The organism is Billgrantia antri, from assembly GCF_017868935.1.
GTDB lineage: Bacteria > Pseudomonadota > Gammaproteobacteria > Pseudomonadales > Halomonadaceae > Halomonas > Halomonas antri.
Window position 1 is genome coordinate 2,374,666 of sequence record NZ_CP053383.1, and the last position, 19,970, is coordinate 2,394,635.

General features: G+C 64.0%; 15 protein-coding genes. 8 read left to right on the plus strand and 7 right to left on the minus strand.

Annotated elements, in window-relative coordinates; all coding sequences use genetic code 11:
- Positions 1-63 precede the first annotated feature (63 nt).
- The gene (locus HNO53_RS11075) at positions 64-1,125 is read right to left on the minus strand and encodes an AbiJ-NTD4 domain-containing protein (RefSeq protein WP_209472178.1); all 1,062 of its coding nucleotides are present in this window, start codon (positions 1,123-1,125) and stop codon (positions 64-66) included.
- Positions 1,126-1,838: 713 nt separating this feature from the next.
- On the opposite strand from HNO53_RS11075, the gene HNO53_RS11080 reads away from it, so the two are divergent.
- Together HNO53_RS11080 and HNO53_RS11085 are read left to right on the plus strand one after the other, a co-directional pair.
- Positions 1,839-3,218 carry an NCS2 family permease gene (locus tag HNO53_RS11080; protein ID WP_209472179.1) on the plus strand — a complete coding sequence of 460 codons (1,380 nt, stop codon included), beginning with the start codon at positions 1,839-1,841 and terminating at the stop codon, positions 3,216-3,218.
- A 251-nt stretch (positions 3,219-3,469) separates the two neighbouring features.
- Positions 3,470-4,471: a cytochrome-c peroxidase gene (locus HNO53_RS11085; protein WP_209472180.1), complete on the plus strand. Its 1,002-nt coding sequence runs from the start codon at positions 3,470-3,472 to the stop codon at positions 4,469-4,471.
- An 85-nt stretch (positions 4,472-4,556) separates the two neighbouring features.
- Here HNO53_RS11085 and HNO53_RS11090 read toward each other — a convergent pair whose 3' ends face one another.
- The 6 genes from HNO53_RS11090 to HNO53_RS11115 all read right to left on the minus strand — a co-directional run bounded on the left by HNO53_RS11090 (position 4,557) and on the right by HNO53_RS11115 (position 12,729).
- A complete protein-coding gene (locus tag HNO53_RS11090) occupies positions 4,557-5,552 on the minus strand; it encodes an adenosine deaminase (RefSeq protein ID WP_209472181.1) in 996 nt (331 codons plus the stop codon).
- Between the two features lie 25 nt (positions 5,553-5,577).
- Positions 5,578-7,308: a thiol reductant ABC exporter subunit CydC gene (gene cydC, locus HNO53_RS11095; protein ID WP_209472182.1), complete on the minus strand. Its 1,731-nt coding sequence runs from the start codon at positions 7,306-7,308 to the stop codon at positions 5,578-5,580.
- Positions 7,301-8,992 carry a thiol reductant ABC exporter subunit CydD gene (gene cydD / locus HNO53_RS11100; RefSeq protein ID WP_209478614.1) on the minus strand — a complete coding sequence of 564 codons (1,692 nt, stop codon included), beginning with the start codon at positions 8,990-8,992 and terminating at the stop codon, positions 7,301-7,303. Before cydD ends, cydC begins: the two co-directional genes overlap by 8 nt.
- Before the next feature lie 4 nt (positions 8,993-8,996).
- Positions 8,997-10,007 (minus strand): cytochrome d ubiquinol oxidase subunit II, encoded by a 1,011-nt coding sequence (gene cydB, locus HNO53_RS11105; RefSeq protein WP_209478615.1) that lies wholly within the window; start codon positions 10,005-10,007, stop codon positions 8,997-8,999.
- Positions 10,008-10,009: 2 nt separating this feature from the next.
- Positions 10,010-11,422 carry a cytochrome ubiquinol oxidase subunit I gene (locus HNO53_RS11110; RefSeq protein WP_209472183.1) on the minus strand — a complete coding sequence of 471 codons (1,413 nt, stop codon included), beginning with the start codon at positions 11,420-11,422 and terminating at the stop codon, positions 10,010-10,012.
- A gap of 320 nt (positions 11,423-11,742) precedes the next feature.
- Positions 11,743-12,729 carry a calcium/sodium antiporter gene (locus tag HNO53_RS11115; protein WP_209472184.1) on the minus strand — a complete coding sequence of 329 codons (987 nt, stop codon included), beginning with the start codon at positions 12,727-12,729 and terminating at the stop codon, positions 11,743-11,745.
- Between the two features lie 192 nt (positions 12,730-12,921).
- On the opposite strand from HNO53_RS11115, the gene HNO53_RS11120 reads away from it, so the two are divergent.
- From HNO53_RS11120 to HNO53_RS11145, 6 genes are all read left to right on the plus strand, one after another.
- Positions 12,922-14,223 (plus strand): paraquat-inducible protein A, encoded by a 1,302-nt coding sequence (locus tag HNO53_RS11120; RefSeq protein ID WP_242597402.1) that lies wholly within the window; start codon positions 12,922-12,924, stop codon positions 14,221-14,223.
- A complete protein-coding gene (pqiB, locus tag HNO53_RS11125) occupies positions 14,220-15,896 on the plus strand; it encodes an intermembrane transport protein PqiB (protein WP_209472186.1) in 1,677 nt (558 codons plus the stop codon). Before HNO53_RS11120 ends, pqiB begins: the two co-directional genes overlap by 4 nt.
- Positions 15,897-15,953: 57 nt before the next feature.
- Entirely contained in the window at positions 15,954-16,538 is a 585-nt protein-coding gene (locus HNO53_RS11130) for a PqiC family protein (RefSeq protein ID WP_209472187.1), read from the plus strand.
- A 166-nt stretch (positions 16,539-16,704) separates the two neighbouring features.
- Complete coding sequence (locus HNO53_RS11135; RefSeq protein ID WP_209472188.1) at positions 16,705-18,027, plus strand: DEAD/DEAH box helicase; 1,323 nt, start codon at positions 16,705-16,707, stop codon at positions 18,025-18,027.
- A 138-nt stretch (positions 18,028-18,165) separates the two neighbouring features.
- Positions 18,166-18,714 (plus strand): hypothetical protein, encoded by a 549-nt coding sequence (locus HNO53_RS11140; protein WP_209472189.1) that lies wholly within the window; start codon positions 18,166-18,168, stop codon positions 18,712-18,714.
- The gene (locus HNO53_RS11145) at positions 18,704-19,918 is read left to right on the plus strand and encodes an MFS transporter (RefSeq protein WP_209472190.1); all 1,215 of its coding nucleotides are present in this window, start codon (positions 18,704-18,706) and stop codon (positions 19,916-19,918) included. Before HNO53_RS11140 ends, HNO53_RS11145 begins: the two co-directional genes overlap by 11 nt.
- Positions 19,919-19,970: the final 52 nt, after the last annotated feature.

Sequence of the window (19,970 nt, forward strand, 5' to 3'; positions counted from 1 at the left end):
TGGAGCGGCAGCGGAAAATTGGTCGGCTTCATTCACTTGTTAGGGCATGGAGTGAGGCCTGCATTAAAGTCTCCTGATTAAGTTCTTTGCCCATATCATGCAAAATTCAATTGCCCAATCTGTTTGAGGAGCGGACAGTTCTGGAACTGGTTGGCTCCCCGCACCGTGCCCAAACGGATTGCGAACTTTTGAGAAGAACTCAACCAAACTCTCTCGCTCCCAGGTATTTATAAACTCACCGTTCGCTTTGGCTCGCAGATTATCAATGTAATTGGCAGCCCCTTTTTCGTTACCCCGAGTCCAGCCCTTGCTGTCAGATATGATCTTGATAGTGCTCTCCAGAGCCTTCGCTGCAAAGAGAGCAGGGTCTCTCCCGCCGCTATCCCGCAGATCAATAGCTTCTTTCATATCGTGGTCTACACTCTGCCACATTGGATCCCCAACCAAATTCCAAAAGGGCTGTTCAATCTGTCGCGTAACGGTCTCATCCTCTGAGACTTGTATAAATCCATTATGATAATGAAGCTTCGCCCTAGAACGACTGAACCGCTCGTTTAGTTCGTCGCACGATGTTCTGAACCTTTCGTTCTTAGTTTGATTCCACGCACGGATATCATCACCTCTATTTCCTGGCAGTCGTACCCCACGGGTCGGCCTCATTTTCGCCGCCAAATCAGCCTCTTGAACTCGTCTATCTAGGCTGGCGTTAAGCTCTGTAAGTTTCTCTTCTTGTTGGCGGAAAGCTAGTTCTATGAAGCTCAAACGCTCTTTAATAAACTGATCGGCTGGAACTGAACCATCATAATCCGCGAGAACAAAGTTCTCGCAAACCGTAATTTTCGGCCATGATCCGCTAATCCAATGCTTGTTACCATTCCACTCTGTGTAGTAACCATAAGTCGGGGAAGATAGATCCTTAAGGCCAAGCTCCATCGCTAATTTCTTATTTAGTCCGTCCCATATTGCCTTAGCTTCGGTTCTTTCTTTGCCGTCGGCATCGTAGTAGGGAAAAAGTTGCTCGGCGACAATTCGGAAGCCTTGAACTAGCAATCTGCGCGCGTTCTCGTCGAAATTTTCCCATATGGGATTTTCGAGATACCTATATGCAAAAATATCATTGAGCATTTACAAGCCGTTTATGTCTGAATTTTTCGAATCTGATTTTAATCAGTATCACGCAGAATCATCTTTCGGGCCCTAACAGTGATTGGACTGCACGTCCGATATTGATGAACACCCCTGAGCGTTCAACACTATTACCTGACGCGCTTCCTTTCTCCCAACTCATTGATTTTTCATTCACTTAAGCATAGCTCAGCCACCTATGCTGAATTCGCGAGCACGCGCGTTCTGCCGGAATCAATATACTGTATGCACACTTTCTTATACAAAGAAGCCAAATAATGTGCATACAGAACGCTCTACGATGCAGAGGCAAGTGCTGAGGCTGAGTTCGCCGGGCGACATAGCCCGTTTGGTTGAGTTGGGAATTTCAGGGACGCTACCGCCCTGCTGGCAGAATGGATGACGATTCCCATCATCCCTAATGCGGCATCCCTGAGTACGTCTTGATCACGTAAGCCGTCTTCTGCGGCTCTTCACCTACCGTAACCAAGCGAAACGTTGAGGGCAACGCCTCCTTCAGTACTTACGTCCCCTCTTCTCCCTCGAAACCTTTCCCGCCTGCCTCTACGACCTTGGTCGCAACCCACCTGTCCAATCGGTCAAATAACGTCTAGGCTGTAGCCGTGCACAGCCTGACCAAACGGTCAGGCATGTCGCAGGACACCCCATAACCCTTATTCGACGACGCCATCCAACAACAACGGACACAAGCTATGGAACCGACCTCCTCTACCCTGGCCGACAAGGCTGATGGCCAGTCCCTCGGGCAGGCCACAGGCAAGGCCCACTGGCTGGACACTTACTTCGGCGTGAGCCGTCGCGGCTCGAGCCTCAAGACCGAGATCCTGGCGGGCATCGCCACCTTCCTGGCTTCGATGTACATCATCGTGGTCAACCCGGCGATCCTTTCCGACGCCGGCATCCCCTTCTCCGCCGCTCTCTCCGCGACGGTGCTGATCAGCTTCATGAGCAGCCTGGCGATGGGGCTGTATGCCCGCAACCCGATTCTGGTGGCGCCGGGCATGGGCATGAACGCGCTGTTCACCTATACCCTGGTGCTGGGCGCCGGGCTGTCGTGGGAGGTGGCGCTGGGCTGCGTGTTCTGGTCCGGCGTGCTGTTCGCCACCCTGGCCATGTTCAACGTGCGCGAGGCGATCATCGATGCGATTCCGCCCTCGCTGCGTTACGCCATCACTTGCGGCATCGGTCTGTTCATCACCTTCATCGGCTTCAAGAATGCTGGGTTCATCGTCGGCAGCGATGCCACCCTGGTCACGCTGGGCAATATGGACGCCTCGTTGATCACATTCTTCATCGGTATGATGGCCACCGCCATCATGGTGATCATGCGCTTCAACGGCGCCCTGATCCTGGGTATCGCCCTGACCACCCTACTGGCCACTCCCATGGGCAGGATGTGGGGCGGCGACGTTGTGGTGGAGTGGAACGGCCTGGCCGCCTGGCCGGACTTCAGCGCGGTGATGAAGGTGGATATCTGGGGCGCGCTGAAGGTCGCCTACCTGCCGTTCATCTTCGTGATGCTGTTCACCAACTTCTTCGACGCGCTCTCCTGCTTCATGGCGCTGTCCGAGTCGGCTGACCTCAAGGACAAGAACGGCAACCCGCGCAACCTCAAGCGCTCGATGACCGTGGATGCCTTCGCTTCGATGATCGCCGCCCCGCTGGGCACCAGTGCGGCGCAGACCTTCATCGAGTCCGGCGCGGGCGTGGCCCAGGGTGGCCGCACAGGGCTGGTGGCGGTGACCATCGCCCTGCTGTTCCTGCCCTTCCTGTTCCTCTCGCCACTGCTGTCGCTGGTGCCCGGCATCGCCACGGCGCCGGCACTGGTGCTGGTCGGGCTGTTCATGCTGGCACCGATCAGCAAGATCGACTGGTCGCGGTTCGAGCAGGCGTTCCCCGCCTTTCTGGCGATCATCCTGATGCCGCTGACCTACTCGATCACCCTGGGCATCGCCTTCGGTTTCCTGAGCTTCGTGCTGATCAAGCTCGCCACCGGTAAGCTGTATGACATCAAGCCGGCCATGTGGGTCTCAGCCGCACTGAGCGTGGTGATGCTGGTAACAACGCATTGAGAGGGAGCGGGCCGGCGAAAGCCGGCCCCATTACCAACCTTTTTCAGACTGCTATCGAGGATCACACTCAGCAACCTGAAGACAAGCGTTTGTTCGTCCGTAAGAGCGGGAACGAAGTAAAGTTTGACCCACCTCAATAAGCACTCCATTCCGACTATTTCACTTGGTTGATACGGCTCAAGACGCATCCGTAACCTGATGTTGCATAACAGGCTAAAACCGTCTCTAGCTTGCAACCAAGGGGATTCGTCATGACACATCACGCTCTCGTCCGGCCGACCCGTCTCGCCGCAGCAGTGTCGCTGAGCGCCGCTCTGGCGGCTACCGGTGCCACCGCCGACGACGGCCTCGGCAACTATCGCGACCGCTTCGAGCCGCTGCCCCACCTGCCGCCGATACCGGCGGAAAACTCGCTCACCAAGGAGAAGGTCGAACTCGGCAACATGCTGTTCTTCGAGCCGCGGATATCTTCCAGTGGGGTGATCAGCTGCGCCACCTGCCACAACCCGGCGCTGGGCTGGAGCGACCGCATACCGCGCGCCACCGGCCACGACGGCCAGATCGGCGAGCGCAATACGCCCACCGTACTCAATTCCGGTTTCCTCGGCGCGCAGTTCTGGGACGGTCGTGAGCCCGATCTCGAAGGCCAGTCGCTGGGCCCGATCCAGGCCAGCATCGAGATGGCCATGGCCCTCGACATGGCCATCGAGCGCCTCGACGGCTTCCCGCTCTATCAGGAAAAATTCGCCGCCGCCTTCCCCGGTGACGAGAACCCGATCAACAAGGATAACCTGGCGATGGCGATCGCCAGCTTCGAGCGCACGCTGAACACGCCGGACTCACCGTTCGATCGCTACCTACGGGGCGACATGGACGCGCTTAGCCAGCAGCAGAAGGACGGCATGGTGGCCTTCGTCGACAACGGCTGCATCGCCTGTCACAGCGGCCCGGCCTTCACCGACAGCAACTTCTACGCCATCCAGGTACCCGGCTCCACCGATGTAGGGCGCTTCGATGTCACCGGTAACGAAGCCGACATGCACAAGTTCCGCACGCCCACGCTGCGCAACGTCGGCGTGACCTATCCGTACATGAACAACGGCGCCACCGAGACCCTCGAGGAAGCCGTGGCGATCATGGGCAAGGAGATGCTCAATCGTGAGTTCGACGATGCAACTATCGCCGACATCACCGCTTTCCTGCATAGCCTGACCGGTGAGATGCCCGACTTCGAGGTGCCGGCTCTGCCCTGAGTCGGTAGCGGCACGCCCTGAATCGCCGTTCTGGGGCAGAAAGCAAGGGGGATGCGCCCCCGGCAACCGCCGGGGGCGCTGTCGTTCAGGTGCTCTCGGCCAGTTGCCGATGCAGCTCGAGACGGCGTGCGTCGCTCATGAAGGCGTCTTCGATGGCGGTACCGGCGAGCTGGATGAAGGTCTCCTTCGACCAGCCGAAGGCATCGTGGCAGGCGACGAAGTTGTCCAGCATGCCGCCGCCGAAATAGGCCGGGTCGTCAGAATTGAGGGTCAACCTAAGCCCGGCGTCGAGGAGCTGCGGCAAGGGATGATCCTCGATACGCTCCACCACTTTCAAACGTACGTTGGAAAGCGGGCAGACGGTGAGCACGATGGCCTCGTCTCTCAGCCGCGCGACCAGGTCGGGATCCTCCAGGCAGCGCACGCCGTGGTCGACACGGCATACGTCGAGCAGATCTAGGGCCTCGCGAATGTAGTCGGGCGGTCCCTCCTCGCCGGCATGCGCGACCCGGGGGATTCCCAGCATCTTGGCGCGCTGGAATACCTCGGTAAACTTGGAGGGCGGGTGGCCGCGCTCGGCGCTGTCGAGCCCCACGGCATCGAGCATTTCCCAATAGGGAGCGGCACTCTCGAGTACCTTCATCGCCTCGTCGGCAGGCCGGTCGCGCAGGAAAGCCATGATCAGCGCCGTGGACATGCCCAGCTCACGCTCGGCTTCGCGCCGCGCCAGGCTGAGCCCCTCCATGACGACGTCGAGTTCGATGCCGCGGGCCAGGTGGGCCTGGGGGTCGAAGTGCATCTCCACGTGCACCACGCCTTCGGCATGGGCACGCCGAAAATAGTCCATGGCCAGGTCGTGGAAATCCTCGGCGCGCTTGAGCACGCTCATGCCGCGATAATAGAGCTCGAGGAAGGATGGGAGGTCCTGGAAGTCATAGGCGGCACGCACCTCCTCGACAGAGGCGAAGGGCAACTCGACCCCGTTGCGCCTGGCCAGAGCGAACATCAGCTCCGGCTCCAGCGAGCCCTCGATGTGCAGGTGGAGTTCGACCTTCGGCAGTCGCTTCAGGAAGTCGCGCATGGTGCACCTCTTTGCCTTTATCCCTTTATCCTGATGGATACTCGGATTTTGCGCAAACGGTCAATTCTCCTTGCTCGAGACGCCGCTCGCGGGTGATGCCCGGCGGCTCGAAACCGCCGCCGTCGAGCTGATGCACCAGGTAGAGCACGCTGCGCCCTTGAAGCCATTGGTCGAGCCGTGGCGACAGGCGTGCCACGGTATCGGCATCCAGGCCGGCGAATGGCTCGTCCAGGATGACCAGCCCCGGGTCGCGCAGCATCAGCCGCGCCAGAGCCAGGCGCCGTGCCTGGCCGCCTGACAGGGCGCGCCCTCCTTCACCCACCCGGGTGGCCAGCCCATGCGGCAGGCTTTCCGCCCACTGCGCCAGCTCGACCGCGGCCAGGGCCTGCCAGAGCCGGGATTCGCTGGCCTCCGGCGCCGCCAGCCGCAAGTTCGTCGCCAGGCTGCCCTGGAACAGGTCGATGCGCTGGCCGAGAATCGCGACGCGCTCACGCAGCGAACGTTCGTCGACCTGCTCGAGCGGCACGTCCGCGAGGACAATCGCCCCCTGGCTTGGAGGAAGCCGCCGGGTCAGCAATGCCGCCACGCTGCTCTTGCCCGCACCGGAAGCCCCGCTGAGCGCCAGTCTCTCGCCCGGCATCAGCTCCAACGCGATGTTCCGCAGCGCCGGCGCAAGCGCGCCGGGATAATGCAGGCTGACAGCCTCGAGCCGCACGGACAGTGCACCGGCGGGCAGCTCGACGTTACCGCCCTCGGGCACGCTTTCGCTCGCCCGCTCCACCGCATTGAGCCGCTCGGCCGCGCCACGGGTCGCGCCTAGCTGGGTAAAGGCTGGCGGGAGCAGCGCCAGCGCTTCGCCGATGGCGAACACCGCCAGCGGCAGCATGACCAGAATGGGGCCGTCGATCGTGTCCTGTTGCCAGGCCGCCGCCGCCAACCACAGCGTCGCGACCATGCCCAGCCCGACCATCAGGTTCACCAGCGCGGTGCCGAAACCGGCCAACCTGCCTGTGCGCCGCTGGTCGCGCCGCAGTGCGTGCTCCCGCTGACGAAAACCGCGCCGGTGCCAGGCCCGGCTGCCGTAGGCTTCGAGTTCCGCTAAGCCGGTCAGGTACTCGATGGCCTGGCTGCGCAGGCGCTGGAGGTGACCGACCTGGCGTCGGCTCGCGGCCATGCCGAGCCGCGCCTGGCCGGCCGTCAGCCAAACCCAGGTGGGCAGCAACAGCGCCGCGACCGCCAGCCCCGCCGCTGGAACCCATAGCGCCAGGAAGGCAGCGACCAGCACGACCGCCACCAGCGCCACCGCCGGCGGGGCCAGCAGGCGCAGATAGAGGCTGTCGAGGGTATCGATGTCGGCGGTCAGGCGGTTGAGCCAGTCGCTGGAGCGCTGCCGGGCCAGGCTGCGGTCATCGAGTCTGGCCATGGCGCCAAACAGGCGACCGCGCAGGTCGGCCAGCAGGCGCAGCACGGTGTCGTGGTTGTAGAGCCGCTCCAGGTAGCGTGCCACGGTACGACTGACGGCGAAGAAGCGTATCCCGCCGCCGGGCACGTAGACATCAAGGCTTGCCGCGAGGCCCATCGCCAGGGCGATGCCAGTGAGTGCACTGGCGGCAATGAACCAGCCCGACAGCGCCAGCAGGCCCACCGCCGAGAACACCGTCACCACCAGCAGCAGCACGCCGATGGCGAGCCGCCGCGGGCGCCGCGCAAGCAGTCGCAGCCAAGGGGAAAGGGTGGCTTTCAGCGTCTCACTCATGGAGAGGAACTCCCGTTGCCTGGGCCTTGATAGCGCCTGCATCGAGTTCGAGCCGCCGGCTCGCCATGGCCATCAGGGCGGGATGGTGGGTGGCGATGACCAGCGACCTGCCCTCCTCGACCAGCCTGGTCAGCGATTCGATGACCCGCGCTTCGCTCGCCTCGTCCAGGCTCGCGGTTGGTTCGTCGAGCAGCACCAGGCTGGCGTCCGAGAGAAATATGCGAGCCAGTGCCAGACGCTGCGTCTGGCCTCCCGACAGGCCCGAGCCCCGCTCCCCCAGCGGCGTTTCGAGCCCGTGCGGTAGCGTGGCCACCAGCTTGGCGAGCCCGGCACGTTCGAGTGCCCGCTGCAGGTCGGCTTCGCTCGCCTCGGGCGCGGCCAGGCGAAGGTTGTCGGCCAGGCTGCCATGGATCAGCACCGGACGTTGATCCATCCAGGCGAACGCCAGACCAGCCTGCGTGCGCCGCGCCCCCTCGTCGGGCGCCACGAAGCCCGCCAGCAACTGCAGCAAGGCCGACTTGCCCGCCCCTGAGGGCCCAGTGACGACGAGCGTCTCGCCGGCTGTTACCTCGAGGCTTAGCGGCCCCAGCACTCGACCGCGCCCCGGATGCGACAGTGTCACGCCTTCCAGGCTCACCAGCCGCTCGTCAGCCGACGGCAACGCTGCACTGCCCTCGACCCGGCGCACCGGTTCGGCAAGCAGCGCCAGCATGCCATCGGCGGCCCCCAGGGCCGCTGCTCGGTCATGATAGTGCTGGGCCAGGGTTCGCAGCGGCTGGAAGAATTCCGGCGCCAGCAGCAGGATCAGCAGGCCGCTGAACAGCGTCAGCTCATCGGCGGGACCGAACTCGATGTAGCCCAGCAGGCCGAAGCCGACATAGATCGCGACCACGGCAATCGCCACCGAGGCGAAGAATTCGAGTACCGCCGAGGAGAGAAAGGCCACCCGCAGCGTGCGCATGCTCAGGCGCCGATAGCGATCCGCGGCCTCATGCACTTCCTCGCCGGCTTCGCGGGTCTGGTGGAACAGCTGCAGCGTGGCGATGCCTCGCACCCGATCGAGAAAGTGCCCCGAGAGTCGGCTGACGGCGGCAAACTGCTCGCGGTTGAGCCGCTCCGCGCCCATGCCGACCAGCGCCATGAACAGCGGAATCAAGGGCGCGGAGAGCAACAGGAAGAGCGCTGCCAGCCAGTCGAGCCACACGACGACCAGGAGAATCAGCAGCGGGACGATCACGCTGAGGCGCAGTTGCGGCAGGAAACGGGCAAAGTAGCCGTCCAGCGCCTCGACCTGCTCCACCAGCTGGTTGGCGAGCGCGCCGCTATGCCTCGCGCCAGCCCGTACCGGCCCCATGGCGGCCAGGTGTTCCAGCAGCTCGCCGCGAATCGCATCGCGAATATGCAGGCTCGCCTCCTGACCGGCCACTTCCTGGCCCCACTGGCACAATGCCCTTGCGACCAGCACGGCGATCAAGCTGAGAAATGCCCAGGTCAGTGCCGCCAGGGAATCGCCGACGACCAGCAGACGGCTGACGATCCAGGCCAGCAGCGCCATCTGGATGATCGTCAGTGCGCCGACGGCGACCCCGGCCATCGCCGCCAGACCCAGCCAGCGGCGCTGGCCGACGGCATGGGCCGCCAGCCACTGCCGCGGCGAGGAGGCCGATCGGGCGTCGCGCATCATCGGCTCAGTGGTAGCCTTCGCCGACACGCACCTTGCCGCGGAACACCCAGTAGGACCAGAAGGTATAGAACAGCACGAAAGGCAGCACGAAGAGCACGCCGATCAGCAGGAAGAGCTGAGATTCCGGCGCCGAGGCCGCGTCCCAGATGGTGTAGTTGGGCGGCACGATCCAGGGCCACTTGCTGACCACCAGGCCCAGGTAGGTGAACAGGAAAATCCCCAGCGTGGCGATGAACGGCAGCACCTCGTGACCGCGGCGCGAGGCCCAGTACACCGTGAACATGCTCAACAGTGTCAGCGCCGGCAGCACCCAGATCACGTGAAGGTGGCCGAACCAACGCTCCCAGACCATGACATTCACCAGCGGCGTCCAGATGCTGATGATGCCAAAGATCACCAGTACGGCCAGTAGCAGCGGCGTGGTCAGCCGATAGGCCCACTGCTGGATATAACCCTCGGACTTGAGGATCAGCCAGGTGGTGCCGAGCAACGCATAGCCGATCATGATGCCGACACCGGTCAGCAGCGTGAACGGCGTGAGCCAGTCGAACGGCCCACCGACGTAGACCCTGTTCTCGGTGGCGAAGCCCTGAATGTAGGTGCCCACCACGGCGCCCTGGGCGAAGGCCGCCACTGCGGAGCCGCCACTGAAGGCGAGATTCCACAGCCGGCGGCCGCGACGGCCGCGGGTCGACTTGAAGCGCAGCTCGAAGGCCACGCCGCGAAACACCAGGCCCGCCAGCATCAGGAACACGCCGATGTACAGCGCCGGCAGGAATACCGAGTAGACCAACGGAAACGCCGCCAGCAACCCCGCGCCCCCCAGCACCAGCCAGGTTTCGTTGCCATCCCACACCGGTGCCACGGAGTTCATCATGACGTCGCGAGCGTCCTCGTCCGGGGCGAACGGAAAGAGGATGCCGAGCCCCAGATCGAAGCCATCCATCAGCACGTACATCATGATGCCGAAGCCGATGATCAGCGCCCAGATCAGCGATAGGTCGAACATTTCCATCATCAGGCCCCCTTCTCGGTCGGATCGGCGTCGAACGGCGTGTGGGTCGCCGACCAGGGACGCTTGGGCGTCTCGAAGTCGTCGATCACCTGGTCGTCTTCCTTATCCTGCATGCCGTAGCGAATGACCCGCGTCAGGTAATAGGTACCGGCATAGAAGATCACCCCATAGACCGCCATGTAGCCGATCAGGGTGAACAGCGCCATGCCGCCGGTGAGCGATGGGGTCACCCCCTCGGCGTGGGTCATCATGCCGTAGACCAGCCACGGCGCCCGCCCCGACTCGGTGGTGATCCAGCCGGCAAGCACGGCGACGAAGGGGGTCACCGACATCAACCGCAGCGTCTGGAGATAGGGACGCGAATGGTAGACCCTGCCACCGCGACGCAGGTAGAGCCCTGCCAGCGAGACGGCGATCATCAGCAGGCCGAGACCGACCATGGCGCGAAACGCCCAGAAGACTATCGCCACCGGTGGATGCTCCTCCGGCGGCACCTCGTTCAACCCCGGCACCACGCCGTTCGGATCATGCGTCAGGATCAAGCTTGCCGCGTAGGGAATGCCGATTTCGAAGCGATTCTCCTGAGCCTCCTGGTCCGGCACGGCGAACACCAGGAAGGGTACCGCGCTGCGAGTCTCCCAATGCCCCTCCATGGCGGAAAGCTTGACTGGCTGGTGCTCGAGGGTGTTCAGCCCATGGAAGTCGCCGACCAGCGCCTGGGTCGGCATCAACACCAGCAGCAGCCACAGGCACATCGACAGGGCCTTGCGGTTGGCCTCGACATCGCGACCGATCAGCAGGTACCAGGCGCTCACACCGGCCACCACGAAACCGCCGGTAATGAACGAGGCCAGCGCCATGTGGGCCAGGCGGAACGGGAACGAGGGGTTGAAGATCGCCTCGGTCCAGGAGGTGACGCGGAAGACGCCATCGGTGAAATCGACGCCGGCTGGAGTGTGCATCCAGCTGTTGGCCGCCAGGATCCAGAACGTGGAGATGAAGGTGCCCAACGCCACCATGATGGCGGCGAACAGATGGACGCCTTGGGGAACCCGACCGCGCCCGAACAGCAGCACGCCGAGGAATGCGGCCTCCAGGAAGAAGGCGGTGACCACTTCATAGCTCAGCAGCGGCCCGATGAAGTTGGCGCTCGCCTGGGAGAAGTTGCTCCAGTTGGTGCCGAACTGGAAGGACATGACGATGCCCGACACCACCCCCATGCCGAAGGCCACCGCGAAGACCCGGGTCCACAGCTGTGCCAGGCGGTCCCAGGCGGGATTGCGCGTCTTGTAGAAGAGACCGTGAAGCACGGCGAGATAGGACGCCAGACCGATGGTGAAGACCGGAAAGATGGCGTGAAAGGAAACCACGAAGGCGAACTGCAGTCGCGAGAGCAATACCGGATCAAGCTCCATGACGTACCTCTTGGCTGCGAAAGAGTCAACGTCTCAAGGGATGCGAAAGCACACGGGGTGCTGTTGTTGTGCTTCCGACCACGTCCTTCCTGGACATGTCGTGACGCATTCCACCTCGACACTCGGCTGGGTGTACCAAGAGCCTAGAACAGTGAGACATGCAGGGTTGCGAAACTTACAAAACCCTACATGCCTTGACACTGTCCTGGATCAATACTCGTCACCGCATTGTGTGCTTGCACTCAAGCCTACTAGAGCGCAGGCGCCGGGTCGCGGGTTACCGATGTGTCGGGATGTCGCAGCAGCGTCGTGCGGTCCCGCTAGAGTGCACCGGCACTACGCAGGACCAGATGCACCATGAAAACGGTATAACCGATGAACAGCGCCAGCAGCGTCGCGCCCTCGAGGCGGTTGATGCGCCCGGGGCGCCCTTTCCAGCCGATCGCAAAGACGGTCATCAACAGCGTCATCACGGTCATCAGCGTCCAGTCGCGCAGCAGCACCTCGCTGCCCGCCTCAATCGGATGAATCACCGCGGCCAGGCCCACCACGCCCAGGGTGTTGAACAGGTTGGAGCCGACCACGTTGCCCACCACCAAGTCGTGCTCGCCCTTGCGCAGGGCGCTGAAGGAGGACGCCAGTTCCGGTAGCGAGGTGCCGACGGCGACGATGGTCAAGCCGATGATCAGGTCGCTGACGCCGAAGCCGACGGCGATCTCCACCGCTCCCCACACCAGCACACGCGAACTCAGCACCAGCAATGCCAGGCCAACGACGGTCCAGATCACGCCGCGGCGCAGCGACATGGGATGCGCCTGCAGGCTCTCCTCGGTCTCGTCTGCCAGGGGGTCGGACCCACTGCGACGAGCCTGCCAAATGCTGTAGCCGATCATGGCGGCCAACAGCACGAGCAGCAGGGTGCCTTCGAGACGGCCGATCATCCCGCCCCACATCAGCAGCGCCGACAAGAACGTAACCGCTACCAGAATCGGCAGTTCACGGCGTACCACGCTGGAGTGCACCGCCAGCGGCGAGACGACCGCCACCAGCCCCAGGATCAAGCCAATGTTGGCGATGTTGGAGCCGTAGCCGTTGCCCAGCGCCAGCCCCGGATTGCCTTGCCCCGCCGCCAGCGAAGACACCATCAGCTCGGGCGCCGAGGTGCCGAAGCCAATCACCAGCATGCCGACCAGCAATGGCGACACACCCAGACGTCGCGATGTCGCCGCCGCTCCGTCGACGAAGCGTTCGGCACTCCAGACCAGCAGTACGAGACCAGCCAGCACGGCCAACAGGGGAAGTAACAATGTCGTCTCCTCAAGGAACATTCAGGGGCGAATGTTTGTATATGGTACGCGGGGCGTCAACATGCCACACTTTGATGCAGCCGACACGGCTTTCCGATGACAGGATGCGAGCAGCCTCGCTCCACCAGTATTCGAGTCGACTCGTCAGTGCCTTATCGTCTTCAGCGTCCATTACTCGTCCCCAGCGCCCCCTTGGTCGATCAGGCCCCACCGGAGGCCCGCAGCTCACGCCGCCGGCTGCGTGCCTGCCACGAGTGCGACTGGCTCGTGGCCCTGCCGCCGCTAAGCCCCGGCCAGCGGGCGAACTGCCCACGCTGCGGGCACACCTTGGCGACTCGCCACCGTCAACCCGCCCAGCGCAGCATGGCACTGGCCATGGCGGCCATGGTCGCGCTACTGCTGGCGATCTCCTTTCCGTTCGTGAGCTTCAGTACCAGCGGCGTCGGCAACCGTATCGAACTGACCCATACGGCCACCACGCTGATCGGCTTCGATCAACCCCTGGTGGCGATTGCGGTCATCATGACGATCGCCGTGCTGCCGGGCCTCTATCTGCTCGGCGTCATGTGGCTGCAACTGGGCCTGCTCCAGGACCAGCCTCTGCCGGCCAGTCGGCACATTGCCCGCAGCCTGGCGCATCTCAACCCGTGGATGATGGCCGACGTTTTCATCGTTGGCGCCCTGGTCAGCCTGATCAAGGTGGCGGACCTGGCGCAGATCGAACTCGGCCTCTCGTTCTGGGCCTACTGCGTCTTCGCCCTGCTGCTGCTGTTCACCACCCAGTCCATCGATTCGGACTGGATGTGGTTCTCGCTGGCCGGCGAGCCGCTCGCGCCCGAGGGCACCCGCACCGGCACCACCGCCGCCCCCCAGGGCCTGGCCGGCTGCCCCACCTGCGGGCTGGTCAATCGCCTGGAGGCAAGCGGTCGAGGACACTGCCTGCGCTGCGGGGAGCGGCTGCACGCCCGCCTGCCGCACAGCCTGCAGCGTACCTGGGCACTGCTGGCCGCTGCCGCATTGATGTACATCCCGGCCAACGTCTACCCCATCATGACCACCACCAGCCTCGGCCACAGCGACCCTTCCACCATCATCGGCGGCGTGGTTGAGCTGATACAAATGGGCTCGTGGCCGGTGGCTGTGGTGATCTTCATGGCTAGCGTCATCGTACCGGTGGGCAAGCTGGTGGCGCTGGCCTGGCTCTGCCTGGTGGTGAAGCGCAGCAATGAGCTCAACGCCGCCCATCGCACCTGGCTCTACCGGCTGACCGAATTCATCGGCCGATGGTCGATGGTCGACGTCTTCGTGGTCGCCATACTCGTGGCGCTGATTCGCGCCGGCACGCTGATGTCGATCACCCCCGGCCCCGCCGCCCTGGCCTTCGCCGCTGTGGTGGTACTGACCATGCTGGCAGCCATGACCTTCGACCCCCGCCTGATCTGGGACACGCCCCTGCCGCGTGACCGCCATGCAACGCAAGGAACCACTGGATGAGCGACACCCCGCGCGACAACGAGGCCAACAGCGACATGCACCGCGCGCGTACCACGCCGCAGCTACGCCTCTCGCCGATCTGGATCGTGCCCATCGTGGCCATGCTGATCGGGCTGTGGCTGGTCTACGACAACTACCGCAGCCGCGGCCCGCAGATCACCCTGACCATGAGCAGCGCGGAAGGCATCGAGGCCGGCAGTACCCTGATCAAGACCCGCAACGTCGAGGTCGGCCGGGTCGAGCGCGTACAGCTCTCCGAAGATATGTCCCACGCCGTGATCACCGCGCGGATGTCGCCCGACACCGACGCTCTGCTGACGGAAGGCAGCCGCTTCTGGGTGGTCAAGCCGCGCATCGGGCGCGAGGGGATCAGCGGGTTGGGCACGGTGCTCTCCGGTGCCTACATTCAGCTAGAGCCGGGCAGCGGCGAGCCCGGCGAGCGTGAGTTCGAGGTCAGCGATCAACCTCCCATCGCCCCCGCCGACGCCGCCGGGATACGCGTCACCCTCATCAGCCAGCTCGGCAACTCCCTGCGCACGGGGGATCCGGTCACCTACCAGGGCTATACCGTGGGGCGTGTCGAGGAGGTCGACTTCGATCCCGAAGCCCGGCGCATGAATCAGCGCATCTTCATCGAGAGTCCCTACGACCGCCTGGTTACCGACGGCACTCGTTTCTGGTCGGCCAGCGGGGTCGACCTGCGCCTCGATGCCGATGGCATTCGCGTCAACGTGGAATCGATCGAGGCACTGCTGGGAGGAGGCGTCACCTTCGGCGTTCCCGACGACCTCCCCCGCGGCCGGGCGGTCGAGGATGGCGCCACCTTCAATCTCTACCCCGACGAGGAGAGCGCGCGCCAGGGTACCTTCAACCGTTACCTCGAGTACGTGCTGCTGGTGGAGGATAGCGTGCGCGGGCTCTCTCGCGGCGCCCCGGTTGAATTTCGTGGCGTGCGCATCGGCACCGTGGCCAGCGTGCCGTGGCAGTTCACCGCGACCCAGCCGGAAAACCGCGGCAGCTTCGCCATCCCGGTGCTGATTCGCATCGAACCGCAGCGTCTGGGGATCGAGAACCAGCAGATCGACCTCGAGGAGTGGGATCAACGCTTCCACCGCCTCTTCGGTCGCGGTCTGCGCGCCTCGCTCAAGTCCGGCAATTTACTCACCGGATCGTTGTTCGTCGACATCAACTTCTATCGTGAAGAGGCGGATAACTACGTCGCCGAAACGTTCAGCGAACGCACCGTGTTCCCCACCACCTCGACTGGCTTCGCTCAGATCGAGTCCCAGGTCACCGCGCTGCTGGAAAAACTGAACGCGCTGGAGATCGAGCCGCTGCTGGCAGGTCTTGAGCGCAACCTGACGGCCTCCGAGGCCATGCTCGGCGAAGTCCGCGAACTCAGTGCCTCGGTGCAAGGGATGCTCGACGATCCGGGTACGCGCAACCTTCCGGCCAACCTCAACGCCTCGCTGGAAGCACTGCGTGAGACGTTGGAGGGGCTGTCGCCGGATTCCAGCGCCTATCGAGAGCTGACCGGTGCGGCCGAGCGGCTGGAGCGAACCCTGCGAGACCTGCAGCCGGTGACGCGCACGCTCAACGAAAACCCGCGGGCCCTGCTGTTCGACAGTCTCGACGCCGAAGATCCGATACCCCGCGCCCCGCGCAGCAACTGATGAGGCTCGCCCGATGAAGCACTATGCTGTCCTTGTCGCATCGAAAGGAATCATGGCATGAGATGGATGATCTGGCTCGTCGTGACGGTGAGCATGCTGCTTACCGGCTGCGCTTCGCCCACGGAACCGCCCAATCGCTACATGCTGCCCGACAGCGGAGCCGCGCTGCCGAGCGCCGCCTCCGATCCCAGCCGCCTGCTGATCGTCCAGCCACCGCGCCTGGCGCACTATCTGGATACCGATGGCATCGTCTTGCAGCTCGACGACATAACGCTCAACGCCGCGCGCCAGCACCTCTGGGTCGAGCCACTGGGACGCCAGCTGGAACGCGGTTTGCGCGACAGGCTCGCCACGCACCTCCCCGACACCCGGATCATGCACGACGAAGCCAGGCTAGGACGCAGCGAGGCCCTGCGCCTGCGGCTCGAGGTGGATCGCTTCCAGGGACACCACGAAGGTTTCGCCATCGTCAGCGGCGAATGGCAACTACTCGCGCCCGATGGTCGTCTGCTGGCCATGGAGCGCTTTCATGAGCAGACAGCGCTGGACGACGACGGCTACCCCGCCCTGGTTCGCGCGCTGGGCAGCGGTTGGGACCAGGTGGCCGCTGAGATCGCCTCGGGTATCCGGCAGGCGCGGTGAGCGCCCTCGTTGCTGCATGTTCAACCGTGCTGTGGCATAATGCGGGCTCGCGGCGATCCGTGGTCCCTCCTGCCGCGCCCCTGAACCGAATTTCTCACGTCTTGGCCCGGGACTGGTCATGTGCATGTCGCACTCGGCGAGGCCAGGACGTATCTGCGGAGACCGCATGACCCTCTTTTCCGATCTCGGCCTGCGGGCCGAACTTCTGCGTGCCGTCGAGGCGCAGGGCTACACCACCCCGACCCCGATCCAGCGTCAGGCCATTCCCGCGGTGCTCAAGGGTGGCGACCTGCTCGCCAGCGCCCAGACCGGCACCGGCAAGACCGCTGGCTTCACCCTGCCGATGCTGCAACGCCTGGCCGGCGGCCCGCGTCCCGGCCAGCGCCAGGTTCGTGCGCTGGTGCTCACGCCCACTCGTGAACTCGCCGCCCAGGTCGGCGAGAGCGTGGCCGACTACGGCCGCCACCTGACCCTGAAGAGTCACGTCATCTTCGGCGGGGTTGGCCAGCAGCCCCAGGTGGACGCGATTCGTCCCGGCCTCGACGTGCTGGTCGCCACCCCTGGGCGACTGCTCGACCTGCACCAGCAGAAGCACGTTGACCTCTCCCGGGTGGAAATCCTGGTGCTCGACGAAGCCGACCGCATGCTCGACATGGGCTTCATCCACGACATCAAGAAAGTTCTGCGGGTGCTGCCCGAGAAACGTCAGAACCTGCTGTTCTCGGCGACCTTCTCCGACGAGATCCAGTCCTTGGCCGCCAAGCTGCTCGACAACCCCGAAAAGATCGAGGTGGCGCGCCGCAATACCACGGCGGAGACCGTCGATCAGGCGGTGTATCGGGTCGATCGCGACAAGAAGCGCGATCTTCTTGCTCACCTCATCACCCGCCACGCCTGGCATCAGGTGCTGGTCTTCACCCGCACCAAGCACGGCGCCAACCGCCTGGCCGAACAGCTCTCCAAGCAGGAGATCCCGGCCATGGCCATCCACGGCAACAAGAGCCAGTCGGCACGTACCAAGGCGCTGGCGGCCTTCAAGAGTGGCGACCTGCAGGTGCTGGTGGCCACCGACATCGCCGCGCGTGGGCTGGACATCAACGAACTGCCCCATGTGGTCAACTTCGAGCTGCCCAACGTCGCCGAGGACTACGTTCACCGCATCGGACGTACCGGCCGCGCCGGCAGCGAAGGCCAGGCGGTCTCGCTGGTCTGTGTCGACGAGCACGGGCTGCTGAAGGGGATCGAGCGACTGATCAAGCGCGACCTGGAAAAGCATATCGAGCCCGGCTTCGAACCGGACCCGAACGCCAAGCCCGAGCCGATCGAGAACGGACGCAACCGCCGCGGCGGCCGTTCGGGCCAGGGCGGCGCCAATCGCAGCCAGTCGAGCCAGCGCAATGGCAATGGCAATGGGAATGCGGCCAATGGTGACGGCCAGGCACCGCGTCGTCGGCGCAGCCGCGGCGGTCAGCGTACGCGACGCGCCTGAACGGTGCCCGCACGGGCACGGCGGTTGGCGGCGAGCCTGGGATGGTATACGGTTCGTCGTATCCTTATCTTCATAGATTGGCGCAACGCAAACGACTGAATACGCAGCAAACACGACCAGACGCGAGGAGGCTCGAGCATGCTGAAATGGCTGACCGGAAAGCAACCGATTCCGGTCTGGGTCATCAAGCAGATCGATGACAGCCTGCTGCATCTCTGCGGCCAGGGCAGCATCGAGCCTCAAGCCAAACGCAGCAGCGTCATCGACGCCCTCCATGCCGGTCGCTACGAAGGCGCGGTGAGCATGGCCAACGGCGGCCTGGTCCTCAACGCCCGCCTTTTTGCCGCCCTGGTGCCGCTCGAGGCCCTGCAGTTGGACGATCAGGGCCATGCCCACTGGAACGGTCGCCACTGGTACGTCGCCCAGACTCCCCAGCGCTGCTGGACCTTCGAAGGTCGCCTGGTCACCCAGCGCCAGGTATTGGGCAATCAGGAACAGCTCATCAGCGTCGAGGACGTTTCCGACATTCGCCGTCAGGTGCAGAGTGCCGCCACCCCCGGGCGGGTCAACTACGACCCGCGCGGCGTCAACGAGCACCCTCTGATTGCCCGCCGCGACGAAGGCGACGCTGCCGAACGAAAAGACACCGACAGCGGAACCGACAAGTGGCGGGGCCATGACGACTGAATCACGCCCCAATCGACGACGCCTGATCCTGTTTCTTCTGTTGATGGTGCTGGTAGGACTCAATCTGAGGCCTGCCCTCTCTTCGCTCGCCCCGCTGCTGCTGCGCATCCAGGTTGATACCGGCCTTTCGCCACTGGCCATCGGCGCCCTGACCACGCTGCCGGTGCTCTGCCTGGGTGTCTTCGCGCCGCTGGCTCCATGGCTCGCCAAGCGCATAGGTCCCGAACGTACCCTGACCCTGGCCTTGGGGATCCTCATTGCCGGGCTACTGCTGCGCGGCACCCCTAGCGTACCGTCGCTTTTCATCGGCACCCTGCTTGCCGGTGCCGCCATCGGTATTGCCGGCACACTGCTTCCGGCGTTGGTCAAGCGCGAGCTGCCCGGTGGGGCGGACCTGATGACGGGGGTCTATACCATGGCCTTGTGCCTGGGAGGCGCTCTCGGTGCGGGCCTGAGCATTCCTCTCGCCGATCTGCTGGGTGGTTGGCGTTTCAGCCTGATCAGTTGGGGCCTGCTCGCCGGTATCGCCCTGGTCGCCTGGGTATCGCTGATGCCACGCACGCCACGTGCCATCACGACGCCTCAGGCCGGCGGCAGCATGCGCGAGCTGCTCGGCCAGCCGCTGGCTTGGCAGGTGATGCTGCTGATGGGCACGCAGTCTTCGCTGGCCTATATCGTCTTCGGCTGGCTGCCGACGCTGCTCCAGAGCCGCGGCTACAGCGAAGCCGAGGCCGGCTGGCTGATGGGGGCTTCGGTCATGGTGCAGCTGGTCTCGGCGCTGGGTGCACCGTGGCTCGCACGTTTCGGCCGCGACCAGCGCCCGGCGCTGCTGCTGGTGCTAGGCTGCGTGGCAAGCGGCCTGTGGCTGCTGCTGCAGGCCGACATTCAATGGCGCTGGCCGGGCGTGGTGCTGCTGGGCTTGGGCCAGGGTGGCAGCTTCAGCCTTGCGCTGACCCTGATCGTGCTGCGTACGGCCAATTCGCGCCTGTCCGGCAAGCTCTCCGGCCTGGCCCAGGGCGGCGGCTATACCCTGGCGGCCATGGGACCGCTGGCCGTGGGCGTGCTGTTGCAGCTCGAGGTTTCTCTCGATGCCATCACCTTAGTGCTGCTGCTCATCGTGGCCGCGGCTGCCGCCTTCGCCATGCTGGCCGGACGCAACCGTCGCCTCGATCTGGACAAGAGCGGGAAGCTGTTCACGCATTAACCCTTGCCAACCTGAACGCTGCTTGACCTCGATCAACCATATGTCGACGCCT